The sequence below is a fragment of the Thiocapsa sp. genome, from assembly GCF_018399035.1.
In the GTDB taxonomy this organism is placed as follows: Bacteria; Pseudomonadota; Gammaproteobacteria; order Chromatiales; family Chromatiaceae; genus Thiocapsa.
Map to the genome: position 1 here is coordinate 3,538,535 of NZ_CP073760.1, position 18,111 is coordinate 3,556,645.

Annotated in this window: 14 protein-coding genes; all 14 read right to left on the minus strand. The window is 64.6% G+C overall.

The window, feature by feature from the left end; all coding sequences use genetic code 11:
* Nucleotides 1–94 precede the first annotated feature (94 nt).
* Nucleotides 95–2,623, minus strand: coding sequence for a PglZ domain-containing protein (locus KFB96_RS16080; RefSeq protein ID WP_213457476.1), 2,529 nt, complete (start codon nucleotides 2,621–2,623; stop codon nucleotides 95–97).
* Nucleotides 2,623–3,276 carry a hypothetical protein gene (locus KFB96_RS16085; protein WP_213457474.1) on the minus strand — a complete coding sequence of 218 codons (654 nt, stop codon included), beginning with the start codon at nucleotides 3,274–3,276 and terminating at the stop codon, nucleotides 2,623–2,625. The genes KFB96_RS16080 and KFB96_RS16085 overlap by 1 nt, the downstream gene beginning before the upstream one ends.
* A gap of 44 nt (nucleotides 3,277–3,320) precedes the next feature.
* Nucleotides 3,321–3,797, minus strand: coding sequence for an AAA family ATPase (locus tag KFB96_RS16090; protein WP_213501440.1), 477 nt, complete (start codon nucleotides 3,795–3,797; stop codon nucleotides 3,321–3,323).
* Entirely contained in the window at nucleotides 3,794–4,528 is a 735-nt protein-coding gene (locus KFB96_RS16095) for an AAA family ATPase (RefSeq protein ID WP_213501442.1), read from the minus strand. The genes KFB96_RS16090 and KFB96_RS16095 overlap by 4 nt, the downstream gene beginning before the upstream one ends.
* Nucleotides 4,529–4,636: 108 nt before the next feature.
* The gene (locus tag KFB96_RS16100; protein WP_213457470.1) at nucleotides 4,637–5,113 is read right to left on the minus strand and encodes a DUF3368 domain-containing protein; all 477 of its coding nucleotides are present in this window, start codon (nucleotides 5,111–5,113) and stop codon (nucleotides 4,637–4,639) included.
* A complete protein-coding gene (locus KFB96_RS16105; RefSeq protein WP_213457468.1) occupies nucleotides 5,106–5,369 on the minus strand; it encodes a UPF0175 family protein in 264 nt (87 codons plus the stop codon). Before KFB96_RS16105 ends, KFB96_RS16100 begins: the two co-directional genes overlap by 8 nt.
* A 91-nt stretch (nucleotides 5,370–5,460) precedes the next feature.
* Nucleotides 5,461–7,284 carry a hypothetical protein gene (locus tag KFB96_RS16110; RefSeq protein ID WP_213457466.1) on the minus strand — a complete coding sequence of 608 codons (1,824 nt, stop codon included), beginning with the start codon at nucleotides 7,282–7,284 and terminating at the stop codon, nucleotides 5,461–5,463.
* 422 nt (nucleotides 7,285–7,706) lie between these two features.
* Complete coding sequence (locus tag KFB96_RS16115) at nucleotides 7,707–8,303, minus strand: DUF4276 family protein (RefSeq protein WP_213457464.1); 597 nt, start codon at nucleotides 8,301–8,303, stop codon at nucleotides 7,707–7,709.
* A gap of 14 nt (nucleotides 8,304–8,317) precedes the next feature.
* On the minus strand, nucleotides 8,318–9,487 hold the full coding sequence (locus KFB96_RS16120) for an AAA family ATPase (RefSeq protein ID WP_213457462.1): 1,170 nt from the start codon (nucleotides 9,485–9,487) through the stop codon (nucleotides 8,318–8,320).
* A 45-nt stretch (nucleotides 9,488–9,532) separates the two neighbouring features.
* Nucleotides 9,533–11,290, minus strand: coding sequence for an SAM-dependent methyltransferase (locus KFB96_RS16125; protein ID WP_213457460.1), 1,758 nt, complete (start codon nucleotides 11,288–11,290; stop codon nucleotides 9,533–9,535).
* Nucleotides 11,291–11,347: 57 nt separating this feature from the next.
* Nucleotides 11,348–12,811 (minus strand): hypothetical protein, encoded by a 1,464-nt coding sequence (locus tag KFB96_RS16130; protein WP_213457458.1) that lies wholly within the window; start codon nucleotides 12,809–12,811, stop codon nucleotides 11,348–11,350.
* The gene (locus tag KFB96_RS16135; RefSeq protein WP_213457457.1) at nucleotides 12,808–14,118 is read right to left on the minus strand and encodes a P-loop NTPase; all 1,311 of its coding nucleotides are present in this window, start codon (nucleotides 14,116–14,118) and stop codon (nucleotides 12,808–12,810) included. Before KFB96_RS16135 ends, KFB96_RS16130 begins: the two co-directional genes overlap by 4 nt.
* Nucleotides 14,115–14,531 (minus strand): SAM-dependent methyltransferase, encoded by a 417-nt coding sequence (locus tag KFB96_RS16140; RefSeq protein WP_213457455.1) that lies wholly within the window; start codon nucleotides 14,529–14,531, stop codon nucleotides 14,115–14,117. Before KFB96_RS16140 ends, KFB96_RS16135 begins: the two co-directional genes overlap by 4 nt.
* A 37-nt stretch (nucleotides 14,532–14,568) precedes the next feature.
* Nucleotides 14,569–18,108 carry a BREX system P-loop protein BrxC gene (brxC, locus tag KFB96_RS16145; RefSeq protein ID WP_213457453.1) on the minus strand — a complete coding sequence of 1,180 codons (3,540 nt, stop codon included), beginning with the start codon at nucleotides 18,106–18,108 and terminating at the stop codon, nucleotides 14,569–14,571.
* Nucleotides 18,109–18,111 lie beyond the last annotated feature (3 nt).

Here is an 18,111-nt window from a genome sequence, read left to right on the forward strand (position 1 = left end):
GCTGAACCCTGAACCCTGAACCCCGAACCCCGAACCCCGAACCCCGAACCCCGAACCCCGAACCCCGAACCCCGAACCCTGAACCTCGAACCCCTCAAATCCCCAGCTTAACCGCCAGTTCATCGGACTCGGCCAACACGCTGTCCGTATGTGCATCCAGCACCACGACGCGCAGCGATTGGCAGGTGTCGTTGGTCAACATCATGCCGACACTCGCCTCGCTCCCCAGCGCCAAGGTCAGGGTGCCGGTCACGCGATCGAGGTCGGCGCCGACCGCCATCCCGGCGCGACCGACCTCCTCGGCGCCGGCCATCAGGAGAACGCGGGCCAGGAGCGGCTCGGTTGCCAGCAGATCACCCGCTGCGGCGAGCTTGAGCCCGAAGGTGCGATTGGTCACCGCCGTCGGATAGCCTTCGATGCGCACCTGAATGCCGGGCACCGCGGCCGGTTTGCCGGCGGCCAGGCGCAGGCTGATCACCGGGATCACCAACTCCTGCAGGCTGAATCCGCCATGGTGGAAGCTCAAACTCCCGCCGGCCTTGAAGACACCGAGACCGGCCGGGAAGACCGCATCCAAATCGGTCCGATAGCCGAGCTCGGCGCAGGGCACGCGCACCGCACCCGAGGGGGTGCTGCCGCCGTGTCCGATCCAGCAGCGCCGATGCAGATCCAGGGTGACCCCGCCGGGGCTGTCGGTCTTCATGTCGTCGTCCTTGCGGATCGAGAACTGGTGACCGTGATCGGCGGTGATCACGAAACGCTCGATACCGGCGGCGGCGAGCTTCTTCACGGCGCGGGCGAGGTTGCCGATGAGGCTGTCCATGATCTGACGCGCGATCAGGTCGACGTCCATCTCGCCGACGAGATCGATCTCCTGAGAGCGGATCACGACCAGCGGCGCCGTGCCGATCTCCTTCGCAACCTTGGCCTGAGCGCTGCCGAGCAGCTTGCCCAACGTCATCTCCACCGCGTCCGGGACCTTGGTCTTAAGGAAGCGCATGCGGTCGGGTGATTCCTTGAGCTCGGTGCCTTCGATCCGCGCCGCGAGCTTGCCCTTGGCGTCGACCACGTCGAAGCTCGCCGCCGCTCCGGGTAACAGCGCCGCCATGCCGACCGGGGTGATCGAGGGCAGTGCAGCAATCGCGGCGCGCACCGTCAGATCCCTGGCCCCCTCGATCTGGCGTGCCAGCTCTACGCCCATCTCGTAGCGCATGGCATCGACGAGGAAATAGGCGACCCGTCCACCCATGGTCTGCACGACGTCCGGATAGATGCGGGTCTGGTGCAACGCCCCGGCGACAGTCCACGCGGACGCTCTGAACGCCTTGGTAAACCCGTCGGCCATCGCGCGCAGCAGATGCTCATGCTCCTGCCGGACAACGGCCAGGGCCTGTTCCGCCTCGGGCTCGTCGTCCATCCCGGCAACCCAGGTCTCCAGCCGTCGCTGCAGGCCGTCGGCACGGTGCCATCCGTCCTCCGCGACATAGGCCGCCAGCCACTTCGCTGGATCGTTTCCCACCCTGCCGAGCGCCGAGCGAATTCCCTCGAGCGCATGCCCAAGCTCGGCCATCAGCCGACAGGCGCCCCATTGCGCCTGACGTCGCACGTCGCGGTCGACCCAGAAGCTGCGCACGCGCGCGTCGATGATCGCGAGTGCCGCGTCGTAGCCTTTACCGGCAATCAGCGCCGAGGCATGGGCAAGGAGCCGCTCCTCCTCGAAACGGAAGGTGTCGATGGACCCCAGGTGTGCGGCCTCGACGCCGGCCCCCGCGAGACCCAGGTCCTGTTCTACGGAATCCGCCAAGCCGATGTACACATCCGGGAAGCGCCGTCGCAGACCCTCTGCGACATCGCGGAGACGCTCGGCGTGCTCCTTGCCCGGTGGGTCCGGCACCATCCCGACAGACTTCGGCGGCGCGCAGGAGAGATCCGCACGGAACTCGTTGACCAGCACATAGCGGCAGGTCCTCTCGCGTGCCTTCGAGAGGCTTGAGTCCGCCGGGAGATCCAGGCCCAACCGGACCTTGATCAGCTTGAGCAGCTCGGGCAGCGCATCCTTCTCCAGCAGAGCCCCGTCCTTGACGTTGGACGCCAACCACTCGGTCAGCAGCACCTCGCCTTGAGCGCCGCCGAACAAGGTGTGGAGCACCGAAGCCACCTGTCCGCCCTGGCCGAGGAAGGCAACGATATCGTCATAGGTGACGGCGGAGGGCCTCAGCATCTCGTCGATCTGCCCGTCGGTGAACCGCTGGCGCAGCACGTTGAGCCCCAGCCGCTTGAGTTGCGGTTCGTAGCAGGTTCCGGCTCGCTCCAGCTCCATCAGCACCGAGCCCTGCCGATCCTTGGCAATGCCCGGTAGATACAGGATCAAGGGGTCCGGCTGGTCGGCGGCCACGATCGGCTCGACCGCCGCGCGCAGACCGAAGAGACTGCCTTCGTAGCGGGCGAGAAAGGGAGAGCTGGTGCCGATCGTCACGCGCGGCAGCGGGCCGCCATCGAGCAGCGCCAGCTCACGGTCGAAAAAGGGGGTGAATTCGCTGCGCGGGTCGTAGAACACGACCACCGAGCGCTTGCGTAGTAGCTCGTCGAGTCGCTCGCAGAGATAGTCGTGGAAAGGGTGCATCAGGCGTCTCCAGCGAGCAGTCGTCCTTGACGGCGTAGCTCCATCGCAACGAATGGAGACTCCTTCATCAAACGGGCGAATGAAACCTGTTCCTCCCAATAGCTCACGGCGTCCTCCTCGCGGGCAGATCGGAGGTCATCAAGCTTGAGCCGATCGATCGTGTTCTGGATCTCTTGGCGAATAGCCTCCGTCAGCCCGTGCGCTGGAAGAACCTGGAATCCCACGAGCTCTAACTCGAACCACCCGTTTTGCACCTCGAACGGATCGAGCACGTCCCCGAAAGCGTTCTTGCGCGCGTTCAATCGCGCAGCCGCCAGCCGATAATTATCCCACTCGTAGACGCGATCCCAGGCCCGCGACTTCGGGGCCATGTGATCGACCGAGGCCGCCCCCGTCACCGGGTGAATGCGAAAGCACGAATAGGCACAGACTTCGTCGTAGGCTTGCATCAGATCAGCGATCGCCTTGGTCCAATAGGGTTCGATCTCGGACGCCGGCAAATCCTCCGGACGGTCGATCGGGACGGAGATGCTGGTACCGTCGGACTGGACCTCCTTGCGGGTCCGTTGCTTGTATGCCTTGCCCGACCTGCGGGGATGGGCTGGCGCCTGCCCAGTCATCTCGGCGATGGCACGCAATCCGGGTTGACGCACCTTTGCATCGAAATCGGGTGGCTCAGGAGCCGGCGTAACCCTGATCAACTGCCGCGCACCTTCTGCGAATCCCGATAGTGGGACCAGCGGACCCAAAATCGGTCGATGTCGCTCAACACGCCCCGCAATGCTGCATCGACCTTATCGATTTCCGCGAGAGACGGGGATTCCTTTCGCAACAACGCCAGCGCTTGGGTCATGGCCAGCTCCGCCTCCAAAGATCTGGGCTCCTTCAAGTCGAAGGCCGACGACGTCAACCACGCATTGGCATCGCCCATGCGGCTCCATGGGAACGCTCGAAGCTGCACCTCGCCATCGTTCAGATCAAGCTCCCAGATGGCATCTTTGCGATCATGGAAGCGCGACTCCGACGAGGCGAGCACCAACGGCGAATGCGTTGCGGTGATCAACTGCACGGGGATCGTATGCTTTCCGGTGAGGGCTTCCATCACATCCAGAAGGGCAGGCACGATGCGACGCTGCCACTGGGGATGCAGATGGGCCTCCACTTCGTCGATCAAGAAGACGATCTCCCGCGCCGGCGCAACCCCTGAAGCTCGGCCGAGGCGAGGTGCTCCTGCCAGGCCCACACCAGCAGATAGCCGAGGGAGACGATCCGGCGTATTCCCGCGGAGGCATGGATCAATGGAACCTGCAAGCCATAGGGCATCTTGATGGTGGGGTGTTTGCGCGCATCGCTCAGAGAGACCTTCACCAGGGCGCCGGACTCCAGCGGCTCCTCGTCGGAAGGCGAGAGCGCGCGCAGAACGCTCTCCAGTTGCTCAAATGCCTGACCGTTTTCGAGCTGCCAGCTCGCCCAATCCGCGATCAGGCCATTGCAGTACTTGACCGGCTCGTTAAGCGGCAATCCATCCCAAACCGATTGCGGCGAGAACAGATATGCGGGCTGCCGCTCAGGGTTCTCACCCTTCCAGTCATTACGCGCCGGATCCCACACCGAAAAGCCTCCATCGACTTGGGCATAGAGCACCAATCCCGGGATTGGCGGGCGTCCCTGGGCCAGAGGCCAGTGTTCGGATTCTCGATCGAACTTGCTCGTGTACTCGTGCCTCCCGCTTTTTTTCGTGTATCGGTAGGTGATCTGCGGAGTGGTCGGGGGACGATGCGGCAGGAGCTTTTGTCGTGCCCAGGTCCGGGTCAAGGCCCACCAGGCCGCGTCCAGCAGGAAGGTCTTCCCCAACCCGTTATCGCCAACCAGGAAATTCATACGCTCATGGAACGCGATCTCCATGTGCGGAGCGGGGCCGACGTCCTGAAATTGCAGGTATTGGAGCATGAGAATTGATCGTCTACTTTGTGCCGACGTTGGCCAGATCCGAATTCGAGATTCGGGAAAGGATTACTCGCCCAAGGCATCGAGGAAGCGATGCACCAGGTCCGGGTGATAGCGGATACCCGTCTGAATGGCGCGGTCGAGATACGGCCTCACCTCTGAAATAATCCCTTCCTGTTTCGCTTTGCCCAAGAGCCCAAGGGCTCCAGTCACGCTCAGACCGACCGCACGGGCCATGCGCCGCCCCTTCAATTCATCGATGCAGACCTGTGCGATACCTTCGTCGATCGCGAGCTGAATGACTGCCGCCTCACCTGCATCCAGCACCGAGGTCACCAGAGTAGGCAGCGGCGACTGCAATCGCTGGTAGGAAAGCCAGACCGGGTGGACGGGGGGATAGCCCGCGCTCGCCCCATCATCGAGTTCACGACGGACCTCCTCCGGCGTAATGAAGGTGAGGTCCAACTTGCCCGGGATCTCCAGGGCCTTCATGCGCATCAGCGCGATCAGCGGCCCCGTATTGATGACGATACGCTTATCCATGGAGGGCAAAGTCGATCTCCAGCTCGGCATCGTCCGGCCGCAGATTGCTCATCGGAACACCCACCCGCGCGAGCGCATACAAGAACTCCACACGGCCCTTGCCGCACAGCTTCGCGGCCTGCCCGGACGACAATTTGCCCTGCTCGTAGAGCTTGGCTGCAAGCAGGAGGCGCGCCTCCTCGGCAAACTCGTCCGGTGACAGCGCGACGTTGGCCAACAGGTCGTCGTCGTAGTCGATGATCAGCTGATGGGACATGGACGGGGCTCCGGTTTGGGTCGTCAGTCGGTGGCTGAGAGATGGTAGCGGGGGGTTCGGTGTTCGGGGTTCAGGGTTCAGGGTTCGGGGTTCAGGGTTCAGGCTGCTGAACCCCGAACCCTGCGTCCTGCACCCGCTTGGTAACTGAAGTCCGTCCGGACGACTTGCGGCCACCAGAGCGGCCGGAAACGGGCGCCGGTGCCTCCAACAGGCTGTTCAGGGCATCCTTGACCGCGGCGGAATTCCGTTCGCGCACAAGATCGGCGATGACGTCCTGAACCCTGAACCCCGCACCCTGAACCCTAACTCGCCATTTCCCGTCGTCGCCCTCCTCCCAGAATGCCTCTTCCAGCCCGTGGGCGATGGCTAGGCTGCGATCCTTGGCGCACTTGGGTACCACGCGCTCGGGCCAGAGGTGCATCGCCAGGTGTGCCCAGTCGGTCTTGCCGGCGACCATCTCGTCCCACCTGGCCTTCACCGCCTTCTGCCAGGGGGTATGGCCGATCATCCGCCAGAGGGGGCCGTCGTTGAGGATCACTCCGTCGTTCAGGTCCGGGTTCCACAGGGGAGCCACCCGGGCCAACTCTTCGTGGAAGGTGCGCAACTCGGCGACAAAGGATTCTTGGTCGGCCAGGGCGGCGCGTTCTGAGGCCCCCAGGCTGCTGCCCGCGTCGGCGGTCAGGCGCTGTAACCGACGCTCTTCATAGTTGACCTTCTCTTTGACCTGCTCCAACGCCCTGTACAGCGTGTCCCGACTGAAGCGGTGATAGTAGAGCCACAGGGTGTAGCGCCCGCCGGGGCTTGAGAGCGGCCAGTAGATCGGCGCCTGGCGCCGGCTCTTGGAGTAGCGTTTCAGGTGATCGGCGAAGAAACCGGCGGGTCGGCGAAACCAGTCACGCAAGGCCGGCACGCCGAGCAACTCGCAGGTTTCCTGTTGGATGGCGTCGGTGCGGTCGCCCCAGATCAGCGCCAGCACATCCTGGACCCGCTGCTCGATGTCGAGCGGATGCTCCGGATCGTCGACCAGGATACCGTCCCAGGCGATGTCGAGCGGGTATCGGCCTTCTGTCCTCAGTCTTCTGCCGTGTTCAGCCGACAGCGGCAGGCCGTTGTCGCCCCGGAGCATGCCGGGCGGGCAGACCGGCAGGGGGTCAAAGGGCTCGGGGTCGTCGGGCGGAGAAGACTCGCCTGTGGCGAGTTTCACATCGAAGCGGCCGAAGGCCACGCCGACAAGCCAGTCGACCAGCTCGGCGCCGAGGGTTGGGGGATCGCAACCCGCAGCTCCCTCGCTGTCGTCATCTGCGTCTGCAGCGTCGCTTTGCGCCTCCTCGTCTACCCCGAGCAGCGCCGCCTCCTGGCCGGATGCGGTCCCAAGCGCAGCAGCCCGGTCGGCGGCACTGAAGCCGTACAGATCGAAGCAGCGGGCGTCGATCTCGGCCTGAATCTCGGCGGACGCCTGCGCCGTCCGCTGCACCCGCTCGACCCGGGCAGCGACACGCGTGCCGAGATCCGCTCCGTCCACCTGCAATAGGGCCGGGAGTACGAAGGCGTGCGAGGTCAGGGTGGCGGTATCGAGGTTACGCTTCAGGGACCAAGCGCGACGGGCGAGCGCGGCAAGTCGATCGGTGTCGGATTGGGAGAGGTCGGGAACGGGGGTGCGCTGGATGACGCCAACCTCGTAGGAGCCGAAGGCCATTTGCAGCTCGACCAACCGCCGGAATGCAGCGCTATTGGTCACCGCCAGGAGCGCGAGCAAGCCCGTGGGATCGTCGCCTTCAACGAATGCAGCCGGCCCCTTGTCGGCGAAGATGCAGCCGGCGGGCATCGCCCTCAGGGCCAGACCGCTCTGGGTGCGCCGCGGCCAGGTGAGGCCGGGGCGGAAGAAGTAGCTCTGCGATTCCGGCTTTTCGATCATCCGTCCTGGTCGTCCGAAAAAACCAAAAAATGTCCGCCGTCTCGGCTCCCACTCCACCAACAGATGAATCTCCGAGTAAAACGGTGAATACGCCCCGCCCTTCGAGAAATCGCACCACAGTCCCAACCCATGCTCGCGATCTGCCGGTGCCTCGAACCAGAGACGGAGATAGCGAAAGTCGTCGCACGTTGAAGGCCCGCGGCGCGCGTATCTGTCGCCTTGCTCGAACGCAGGAAGGGCCTGAAAAACGCAACGCGTTGACTCGCTCACCCAATACGCAAACGGCGCCCCCGGCACCTGCTCAAACGACTCAGGCTGCACCTCAAACACCCGCACATCCCCCTCACCCGCCGCCGCGGACCGGATCGCCGCTTCCAACGCGGCTCCCTTGTCCTCGTCCCCCAGCAATCGCAAAAACAGGCTCATGGGATCATCTCCCCGCCGCATTGTTCGAGGATGGTATTGATCATGGCCTTCAGCTCCGGACAGGCCTGAATGGCAACCGTCAGGTCCTGATCGCGTAGGATGCGGGCCGCGTCGCGGGTCTTGACGTAGTGCCTGCCTTTGGCGCCCAGGCGGAAGATCTCCTTGAGTCGATAGGCCGGCGGCTGATCGTGGTTCACTTGCTCCGGGGGTCCCTGGATCCCAGGGCGATTGCTTCCGGAGAGCTGTTTGATGGCGGGCCAATAGGGTAAGAGCCATGCCTCGAAGTCATGCTGGGCGGCGTGGGGGAAAAATCGAGGCTCGTCCCCCACCCATGCCCGCATCTTGGCCTTGGCGTCCGCGGCATCCGTGAAGTCCCGAGTGCCGGTATAGACATCGGTCAGGGCGATCACGGCATCCGCCGGCCGCTTGGGATCGCGCAACAGGCGGCGAACGACACCCTTCAATTGCCCTTCCTTGGGGATGCGACCGTCATACCTGAAGACCTCGATCCGGGGCATCTTGCCGGGCAGACGCGGCTCGAGGAACCCCCGCAGATAGGGCAAGAAGACCTTCTCGGTTTCACCCTCGACCATCAGAGCGATCCGCATCAACGCCCCCCCATGCGACCCATGCGCCACACCTCGTCGAGGGTGTACTCGTCGAGCCAGGCATCGAGATCCAGCGCATCCGCCCAAGTTGCTGAGGCGGTACCGTCCTCCTGCATATCGACCACCAGAACCTCTTCGGGCTTGAGGAAACGAATCAGGCGATCCGAGTGGGTCGCCACGACCACCAGGGCTCGGCTGGATGCCTCCCGCAACAAGTCCGCCAGCAGGCTCAGCATCTCGGGGTGCAGGCTGACCTCGGGCTCGTCGATCATGCAGATCGACGGCAGACCCGGACTCTGGAGCAGTGTGACCAACCACAGGAAGCGCAGCGTGCCCTCGGAGAGCTGATGCGTGTAAAGGGGCTTGGTGAAACTCCGATCGCGCCAGGCCATCGCCAGGGTGCCCGCAGCGACCGGGGGGAACTCCAGACGCTCGAAGCTCGGAAAGGCCGCATGCAGGGCATCTTCGATGGCCTCGAAGCGGCTACGGTCGGTCTCGCGCAGGTAGTAGAGGCAGGAGACCAGGGTTTCGCCGTCGGCGCCGGGCAGGTCCGCCGGCTGCATGGTCTGGGGCAGACGCACCGCCGAGCGAGGTCCCACATCTAAGCCGTGGTAGAGCTTGGCCGATGAGAGATCTCGTCGTAACGCTTCGGCTTCGCTCAAGTCGCGCGGCACCTGGGAGAGGGCGGACTCGGCATGATCGTAGGACCAAGTGGGGGCGATCATCGTCTCTTGGCCGGATAGGCGGTCGGTGACGGATGATCGGTAGTGAACGCTATTCAGAGTGGATTCGATGTATTGGACCAGCGGCGGCTGGAAGTCCGGTCCCATAAGAAGCGACTCGTGGTCGATTCCGTAACCGGTTCCTAACTGACTTAGGCCAAGCTCGTAACCGAGATACTCTGCGTCCTCCTCCATCGCATCGACAACGACTCCTAGATCCAATCGCTTGGCTTTGTCGACTGTGAGCAACGATGACAGGCCGCCTAGTTGACTAACCTTGCCTTTCAGCTCGCCGCCGGCAGATGCCGCGAGCAGCGTCAATGCCTCCAAGAAGGACGACTTGCCGACGCCGTTGACCCCGATGATCACCGTTAAGGGCCGCAGCGCGATATCGATATTCAACAGGCGCCGAAACCCTTTGACGGTAAGTTGTTTGAATCTCGCCATATTATTGATCTCGCACGCCTGCTGCCTCGAATAGGACAGCCGCTGTTAGTGCTTGCGCAGCACGTAGGCGGCAGCTTCCACCATCGCCGCGTCCATCACACCATAGCCGAGATCAGCCATGACGACGGGTTTGGCCTCACCGAGGACCACGCCCTGGCGCCACTGCCGATAGCTGGTCAGAAAAAACGCTGTGCGTGATGTGATGGCGCCGAGCAGACCGCCGGGGCACAACCAATGCACGCCGCGCTCGACACAGGCGGCGAGCAGGTCATTCTTGGAGCGGGGGTAGGCTTTGGCGATGTAGTCCCTGGACCGCGTACTGGCAGCGCCGAACGGGGGATTCATCACCGTCACATCATAGCTTTTCCGGCACAGGTCGATGAAGGCAAAGCCCTGCGCAGCGTCGTCGGCAAAGAGGCGGCGCCGGAATCCGCTGCCGTTCTCGGCCTGCTCTGCGTAGGCCTTGAGTGCGTCGTAAATCCGCTGCTCGGCCGCCTGCCAGAATTGCTCGTCGTTCAGGCCGGGCAGGTTGAGCTCGGTCTGCTTGGGCGGTTCGTCGCCGAGTGAAAGCCGGAACTGCCGGGGTGCGGCCTGACGCTGCGCGAGTGCGCGGGCCTCGGCAATGGCGTCGCCGATCTCCTCCTCGATGCGCAGCAGAGAGCCTGCCTCGCCCGCGAGGGTCATGCGGTCGAAGACCTTTTCCAGCAGGAAGGCAAAGGCGGACCGCTCGCCGGCCGGGAACTGCTGCTCGACGAATTCGCGGAGCAGCTCCTTTTCTCCCGGCATCGGCTCGGCGCAGACCAGATTGGACCGCCTGATCCGGGGCCGATCAGCAGGCTTCACGCCCCCTTGGTACCAGGCGCGTTGGGCGCGCAGCCAAAGCGAAAGCCCGGCGATCTGCACGGCGCGCCGGTCGATGTCGATGCCGTGGAGGTTGTGCTCGACGATGAGGCGCGGAATCTCGCGCAGATAGTCATCCTTGGTCGCGTAAAGCTCGCGGAGCGGCTGAAGACCCTCTCCCCCGACCCCTCTCCCGGACTGGTTGCGGACGGCCAGCTCGCGGCTGTTGCGCGGTGCGGAGGACTCCTCGCGCATCCGCTTGCGCTCGGCCTCGTCGTTGTAATACTGGTAGATCCAGCCGATGGTTTCGTCTTGCTCCCAGACGGTCGAGGGTTCGGGGTTCAGGGTGCGGGGTTCAGTGGAGGCGGCGACTGAACCCTGAACCCTGATCCCTGATCCCTTTGCACTGAACCCGCCCAACCCCGGATCGTTCAGAATCTCCAGCAGATCCAACAACGTCTGCCTTCTCGGCCAGAGCAAAGAGCCGGCATCACGGCGATTGAAGAGCACCCGGATTTGGACCGAAAGCTCGTCGAACAGCGACTCGATGTAGAGCCGGTAACCACGGTCCGGAAGCTGCACCAGCCCCGGGGCGAGCCCGCAGAACTCCTTGAATCCCGAGGACTGCTCGCCCCGGGAGATGCACTCCTGCACCAGCCCGCGGGCCTCCAGCATCTTGAGCGCGACGAACCGGTTTAGCGTCGTGAACGCCGCCTCCCGTCGATAACTTGCCACCGCCTCGGCCGTGGTCTGGCCGCTGGCGCGAAAATGCTCGATCGCGGCCACCAGCTTGTTCCGCACGATGCGTTGCAACGCATCCAGATGACTCCCTGGCTCGCCCGCGATGGTGCCGTCCAGCCGGATGTCGAAGACACCCGCCAACTGGTCCTCGAAGTCCTGCTCAAGCAGCCCGCGAGCGGCTTGGGTGGCGCGTTGGATGCGGCTGCGGGTGTCCTTATCCATAACAATTCTCCGGAGTCGGTATCGCGCGAGCGGGTGGCTCAGGGTCGCCGAACGGGGTCATCCGGAATCTCCCGGTCGAATCGGCCGGACCCCACCACGACGCCCAAGGCCGTAGCCAACGCGGAACACATCCGGGATGTTGACGCGGCCATCGCGCAGGCGCAGGAAGATTCCCAGGTTTTCCAGGTCTTGCCGCACCCCGTCCACTCCCTGAACGAGATGGGCCGGGGGGAGCCGCTCGTTGCGCTCGGCCACGCGACGCTCCAGCTCGCCAAGGGCGCCGGTCTCTTGCCAAGCCTTCGCGACGGCCGAGAAGGCGCAGGGCACGACCTTGCCGTTGAGGGGTTCCATCAGAGTGCCGACCCAGGGGTAGTCCTCTTGCAGCTCACGGACCCGGACCTTGGAGGCGCTTTGCACGCCGCGCTTGATGCTTTCGTGATGCAGGGGCCATGCGTGGGTCGGGTAGCGCTCCGCGGTTTCCTCGGCGGCCTTGCGCAGGGCAACGATGAAGGAGCGTGGGCTGGTTCGCCCCCCGGCATCCGCCAAGTGGTTGGGCACCCAGGTGTAGGGGTAGCCGCGGCGGTGGTCGCGCCCCATCCAGGGGCCGGCAATGGCATGGAAGACACGGCGCTGCTCGACCTCGGAGCGACGCAGCTCCACGGGCGGCAACCAGAGATCGGAAAACGGCTGGCTGGCGAGTCGCAGCTCGGTTTCCAGCTCCCCGCGGAAGGCGCCGTCCGCGGAATTGCACAGGTATTGCCAGAGCAGGGCGTAGAGCTCGTAGGCGGGCCAGTCCAGGTCGACCCGACCGGCCAGGACCTTGGAGGCATCGGCGAAGTCGCCCACCTCGCGCTCGTCGAGCTGGTCCGTTCTCAAAAAGCTCTTGGCACGCAAGCGCCGGTAGGGACGCAGATCGAGCATCGCCTGGAGCAGGCCGCGGATCAGGGCGTTCATCGTGCGCCAATTGGAGGCGCTGCGGTCCAGTGCATCGAAGAGGATGATCCAGTAGGTGTCTTCCCGGTCGTACCGCCGGTCATGCTCGAACAAGGCGTGATCCATGCGCTCGGGGTCTTGGGCAACGTTCGCCACCCGTTCCGCCCAAGAGTCACCTTGGGTGACGGCACCGTCGGTCAGGGCATGGAGGATCACGGTGCGCCAGACGAGCCGAGGATCCTGGCCGGTCTCGACCAGTTGCGCGAGTACGTCCGGTCCGGGATAGGCATCGGGATTGGGCGTCTCTCCGAAACCGGCGGCAACTTGGGCGGCTTTTGCCAAGCCGGTGTTTGGCGCCCGCTCGGCGACCAGTGCGCGCTGGCGCTTGTCCTGCAGGGCCCGCCACCAAAAACTCTTGCCGGCTCCGCGCATGCCGACCACCAATTGGGTGTCCGGATGCAAAGCCTTGGCGTGGGACGCGGGGACGTGGATGAAGCGCGTGTCGACGGCTTGGCCGAACAGAGAGGTCTCCTCGGGCAGGGTGTCGATCAGGGTTTGGCGGGCAGAGGACAACCGCGGCTCGCTCATGGACCTTCCCCCTCGCCACTTGAAAGCAATTCCTCGAGCCCGGAGAGAAAGCCCCCGGCGGTGGCTGACACCAGTTGCGGATCCAGCGCCTCCAGGTTGCCAAGGGAAGCGAGACCTCGGTGCCAATAGATCGGCAACGGCGTATGGGGAGCTGGGGCGTCGTTGAGGTCGAAGCTGAAGCCCTCCACCTCCCCGGCCGCAAGCTCGTCGTAAAGATGATCGCGGAAAATGCCCCAGGAGCGCTCGCGGAACTCGCTCAGGTAGACATCGCGGTCGGTTTCAGGGATCAGTGCCGCGACGATCTGGAGGCGCTCGCGGATGCGTTCCGCCACGCCGTAGCGCTGCCAGTGCTCGAAGAGCAGCCTGTAGCCGCTCCAGGTCTGCTCCGAATGAATGGCGAACAGCAGGACCGTGTCCGCCAGCTCCGTCACCACCGCGGAGGCGAGGTCATGGAAGCCGGAGCGGGCATCGAGTAGAACGATATCGGGCGCCTTGTCTGCCTCCAGGGCCGAGAGCAGACGCAGCAGACGGCGATCCCAAGCCTCCACCCCGGCGCCCCCCGGAAGGTCGAGGTAGCAGCGACCGAGCTTGGCCATGAAGTCCCCGGGGTCTGCGCCATGGCTAGGCACCACCCAAACGTCCCCGGGGAGATCATGGGCCAGGGGCGCCCGGGCGCTCATGCGTGGGATGACAGCATCACCCTGTCCGACCGCGTCTTCTACAAACCAATCAACGATGCCGAATTCCGGCTGGCTCGCGGGCGGCAACAGACTGGCGGAGAGTCCGGGGGATTCCAGGTCCAGATCGAGCACCAGGACCGACCGACCCAGACGAGCCAGATGCCAGGCCACCGTGGCGGTGGTCGTGCTGCGGCCCACGCCGCCCTTGAGAGAGTACATGGCAATTCGGTGTGACGCCCTGGCGACGGTGTGCTCGCTCACGGTGGCCCAGGATTGGCCGGTAATCTGGCGGTCGATGAGCCGGAACACGATGCCCGGTGAGCCGATCGCGATGCCGGGCTCGACCCAGAGCGGCTTGATGTCGGCGAACGATTCGTCGGCGTAGAGGATCGCGTCTTCCGCGGCATAGGCCCGCAGGCCGAGGCGTTGGGCGGCGACCCCTGCCAGGCCATCGAGTACGCTCACCAGGGGGGTCGCCGGGGCAGGACGTTCCCTCACGATGAAACGGACCCGACCCCAAAGGTCGCGGATGGCCAGGATCTCCCCGGCGGGCTCGAGCGCGCCCGCCAACTCCTGTGCGATCTCGGTCAAGACCCCGGGAACGGCGTCGAAGGGCGGTGTGTTCATTTTACCCATCCGTCCTGGCGTGCCTGACTCAGCACGCCCAGTGTTTGGCTGGCCCCGGCACGATGGGCGTTGGCATCTGCAGAACCGATCCCCGTCGAATCCCAGTACCGCTGGCTCTCGTGCCAAGTGCTGAAGGGGTTGGATTGTTGAAGCATGGCTGCGTAACCGGCCTGGCGTTTGCCGTTGGCGAATGTCAGAAATTGGTCCCAAAGCTGGTGTATATGGACGGCATGGGGCTTGGGAGGTTTGCCATCGGGTCCGAGCTGCATTCCCAAGCCCACCATCACGGCCTTGAGGGCGCATTCTGCCGCAAATCCGTAGAGATGATCGGCATTCGGCCAGCGTCCGCGGCTACCGAGCAGCTCGGCATCCTCCCAGTGCCTGTGGGCAGCGTCTTTGAAGTCGGTGGTCACGATGGCGTAAGGCCCGTGTTAGCGACGAGTATCCGATTCATTGCACCAGCACTTTCTTGCCCGCAGCGATCAACTCCAGACATTGCTCCTTGAGCCCGTCGAGCGCCTGATCGAGCTGTTCCTCGTTCTCGATACCGCCGGCGAAGTAGCTCGATGCCGAGACCTTCACCACGCGGTTGCCGTCGATCAAACGCATGAGCTCCTCGATGGCCTTGTCGCGACGCACGGGGCAGGCGTCGAGGTCCGCTCGGAGCTGGGGTATCGACGGGTTGGGCGCCTTCGCAACCGCGTAAGTCGCCAGCGGCTCGGCGATGCGGTCGCGTTGGTCCTCGCCGACATCCTCCCAGCCGGGCGTGCCGCGCAGGTGTTGGATGGCGTCGGCGTAAGCCCGGGCACGGGCGTCGAGCGCCTGTTGCAGGCGGGCTTGGTGGGCGGTCTCCAGTGCCTTGGTGTGCTGGTCGATGGCCGGCAGCTCGCGGAAGAAGGATTCCCGGGCCAGCAGGTCCTTGAGCCGCTCGGCGTGTTCCCGGTCGGCGTCGCCGAGATCGGGCTCGGGCTCCAGGAAGGGCCAGAGGCTGTCCAGCGCCTTACGTGCTCGGCCCAGGTCGTGGAGCGCGGGCTCCGTCAATGCGTTGGCAAGCTCGGCACCCCGCTTGATGGCCTCTTTCAGCGCCTGATGGCAGGCAGTGAATGCCTTGAGCGCCTGACAATCACGCTGGCGGCGAAAGCCCACGATGTTGCTCAGTGCCGCGGCAATCACCTCGCTCCCGGGCAGCCCATGTTTGTCGAGCTGGGCGACGACCTCCCGCAGGGTCTCTTCATGAGTCTCGCTGGTCTCGCGAATGGCCTGAGCAATCAGAGCCTCGTCGTACTCCTGAATCTCTTTGCCGAAGCAGGTCTTGTAGGCTTCGCCGGCCTCGATGTAATCGGTGAACGCGCAGTCGGTGGTCCGCGGACGGAAGGATGCCTGACGGAACAGGTTGTTGTTGGTGAAATTCGTCCGCGCCTCGAGCGACAGGGCGGAGTCGATCACCTGTCCCTTGCTGGTCGCCTCGATCTTGCCGGCACGCAGCAACGCGATGACGAGGAGCCGCACGGTATCGAACTCCCAGCCGAAGGGTTCCTTGGCAAACTCGTCGGTCAGCCAACGCCCGCTAGCGGTCTCGCCGTAACTGGTGCGGTTCTCGATGCGGGCCAGCACCTCGGCCAGTACGCCAGTCTCGACATTGAAGGTGGGCTTGCCGACCTGGTCCCGGACCAGACCGAGGTCCGTGTAGACGGGCGTCAGTCCGCGCAGATTCTCGGTGGTCAAGAGGGCGTCCAGATCAGCCTTGGCGACCCGCGCGGCGGCCTCCTCGAAGCGGTCGAAGACCTCCGGAAGCGCTTGGGACAGGACCTTGGCAGCGCTCCGCGACACGTCGCCGGCGCCCTCGTCCGGGCTGCGGTCATTGCCCCGAAAGAAGATGGTGCCGGTGAGCAGGGACTGTTTGACGAGACGCCGGACCTCGTCCTGATGGCGACGCTGGCGGATCTTCTCCTCCGCCACCAAGGCGGACTCGTCCTTGGTCTGGGCGCCACGCTCCTTGCGCGACAGAATGTCCTTGGAGCGGTGGAGCTCGACGGTCTCGCGGTCGATGGCGTCGCCGATCGCGGCAACCCAGAACACGGCCTTGGTCTCGGTCTGGCTGCGACGACGGAACTCCTCCACCTGTCGATCGCATTCGGTCCCGGTCTCGGCCAGGGTCAGATGGAACGGGATGTCCCCCTCCACCGCCAACCGCTCGCCAAGATACAAGCCGGCCTTGAAGGGTTTGACGTCGAGCAGGTTGTGGGAGGGTTGCGGCTGCCAGAGTGCAGTGACGGCCTCCGCGTGCAGGCGGGCGGTATCGCCGGGTTTGGGGACCAGACCGGAGCGCTGGCGTTCCCAGTCATCCTCGGCGGGGGTAGGAATCCGGTAGCCGTCGTCGCCGCGGCGGACCATGAGACCCTTTTCCAGCGCATCGAGGGCCTGGCGGACCTCGGCCAGGCGTGAATCGGCATCGATCGCCGGATGCAGCGCGGCGGCGATGTTCTCCGCCGTACGGTGAACGCTGCGCACGTACTGCAGCAGGCAGATGGTCTTTGCCACCGGCTGGGCGAGCGGGTGCGCGATCTTGGTGCCGATATCCGCGATCTTCGCGCGAATCTCGCTGCCGATGTTGCCGGAGACGAGGTCGTAGATCTGGTCCACCCGCGCCAGGGCGCCGAGTGGTTGATTGGCCAGATCCACGTCCGGGTGGATGAGCAATTGCTGAGCGAGCTTGATGATGGTGCGGTTGGCGCCGCCCACATGCTTGCTCGCCCCGCCCTGGGTGCGCAGGCCGGAGACGATCTGGATAATGAGGTCGATCTGATAGGGGAGCAGCGGATAGAGCTCGATGAAGGCGTCGGCCGTCAGCTCCGGCAGAGTGATGTCGGCGGTGAGGCGGGTGTTGTCGGTCAGGCGCCCGCGGTGTTCCGTGAAGCGCTCACGCAGCGTCTTTTCGGCTTCGGCATTCTTCGCGAGCACGCGCTGGCTGGTGACCTCCGAAATATCCGAGGGCTCCAGGTGGACCTGAAGCTCGGACGGGAAGCGGTCCATGAGGCGGGCGAGCTCGACGCGGCGATCGTCCAGACCGCCCACGAGCTCCGTCAGCTTTTCCTGGGAGGTGACCAGGATCCACAGCTTGCCGCGTCCGACCCGCCCGAAGCTTTGCACGACCGCTTGGAGATCGAGCATCTTCTGCACGTCGCGGGCGACGAACTGACCGACCTCGTCGATCACGAACAGGAGTGTCTTGCCGGGCCGGCGACGGGACATCAGCTCCATGCATCGGGTCGCCAGATCCCCCGGGGTGATGTCGGCGCGTTTCATGGCCGATTCGCGCCAGCTATCGGCCGTGGCATAGGTGGCCGGCTCCAGGGCGTGCATCACGCGGCTCGCCTGCTGGACGGCGATGGCGATCTTACCCTTCTCGACGTCCCAGTCCTTGGCGAAGACCTCGCGATATTTCGCCTTGAAGGCGTCGAGGCCGCCTGCTTCCTCCAAGGTGATCTCCAGCTCCGAGAGATCGAGATCCCGCGCATAGCCCAGGCTCTGCAGGAAGAGCCGGTACATGATCTCGGTGATGCTCTGATTGCCGGTGCGGATGCCCCGGTCGGTGGAGACATCGAAGATCACCGCCTCGGTGGGAATCTGCTCGGCGATGTTGGTCAGCAGGACCCGGGCCTTGGTGTCCTTGCAGCGCCGGGCGAGCAGCTCCCCCGCACCTTGCCCCAGGATGTACCGGTTGGCGAGGGCGAGACCGATGTACTTGGCGAAGCCGGACTTGCCCGAGCCGAAGAAGCCCGAAATCCAAACCGCGATGCCTTCGTTGGGTTTCTGCCAGGTGGCCAGGTAATGCTCGAAGATCTTCAGAAGATGCGACAGGATGGAGCTGGTGACGACGTATTCAGCCAGCTCGTCGCGGATGATCGTCTCGTCGGCCTGATCGACCTTGATGACCTCCTCGATGCGGCGATCGATATCGTTGGCGAAGAGGGTTTTGATTGGGGGCATGGG

What these genes read in the sequence shown, in the direction of transcription:
- KFB96_RS16080 (WP_213457476.1), bottom strand. Translation starts at nt 2,623, where the DNA reads ATGCACCCTTTCCACGACTATCTCTGCGAGCGACTCGACGAGCTACTA.
- KFB96_RS16095 (WP_213501442.1), bottom strand. Translation starts at nt 4,528, where the DNA reads ATGGAGATCGCGTTCCATGAGCGTATGAATTTCCTGGTTGGCGATAAC.
- KFB96_RS16100 (WP_213457470.1), bottom strand. Translation starts at nt 5,113, where the DNA reads ATGGATAAGCGTATCGTCATCAATACGGGGCCGCTGATCGCGCTGATG.
- KFB96_RS16105 (WP_213457468.1), bottom strand. Translation starts at nt 5,369, where the DNA reads ATGTCCCATCAGCTGATCATCGACTACGACGACGACCTGTTGGCCAAC.
- KFB96_RS16110 (WP_213457466.1), bottom strand. Translation starts at nt 7,284, where the DNA reads ATGATCGAAAAGCCGGAATCGCAGAGCTACTTCTTCCGCCCCGGCCTC.
- KFB96_RS16115 (WP_213457464.1), bottom strand. Translation starts at nt 8,303, where the DNA reads ATGGTCGAGGGTGAAACCGAGAAGGTCTTCTTGCCCTATCTGCGGGGG.
- KFB96_RS16120 (WP_213457462.1), bottom strand. Translation starts at nt 9,487, where the DNA reads ATGGCGAGATTCAAACAACTTACCGTCAAAGGGTTTCGGCGCCTGTTG.
- KFB96_RS16125 (WP_213457460.1), bottom strand. Translation starts at nt 11,290, where the DNA reads ATGGATAAGGACACCCGCAGCCGCATCCAACGCGCCACCCAAGCCGCT.
- KFB96_RS16130 (WP_213457458.1), bottom strand. Translation starts at nt 12,811, where the DNA reads ATGAGCGAGCCGCGGTTGTCCTCTGCCCGCCAAACCCTGATCGACACC.
- KFB96_RS16135 (WP_213457457.1), bottom strand. Translation starts at nt 14,118, where the DNA reads ATGAACACACCGCCCTTCGACGCCGTTCCCGGGGTCTTGACCGAGATC.
- brxC (WP_213457453.1), bottom strand. Translation starts at nt 18,108, where the DNA reads ATGCCCCCAATCAAAACCCTCTTCGCCAACGATATCGATCGCCGCATC.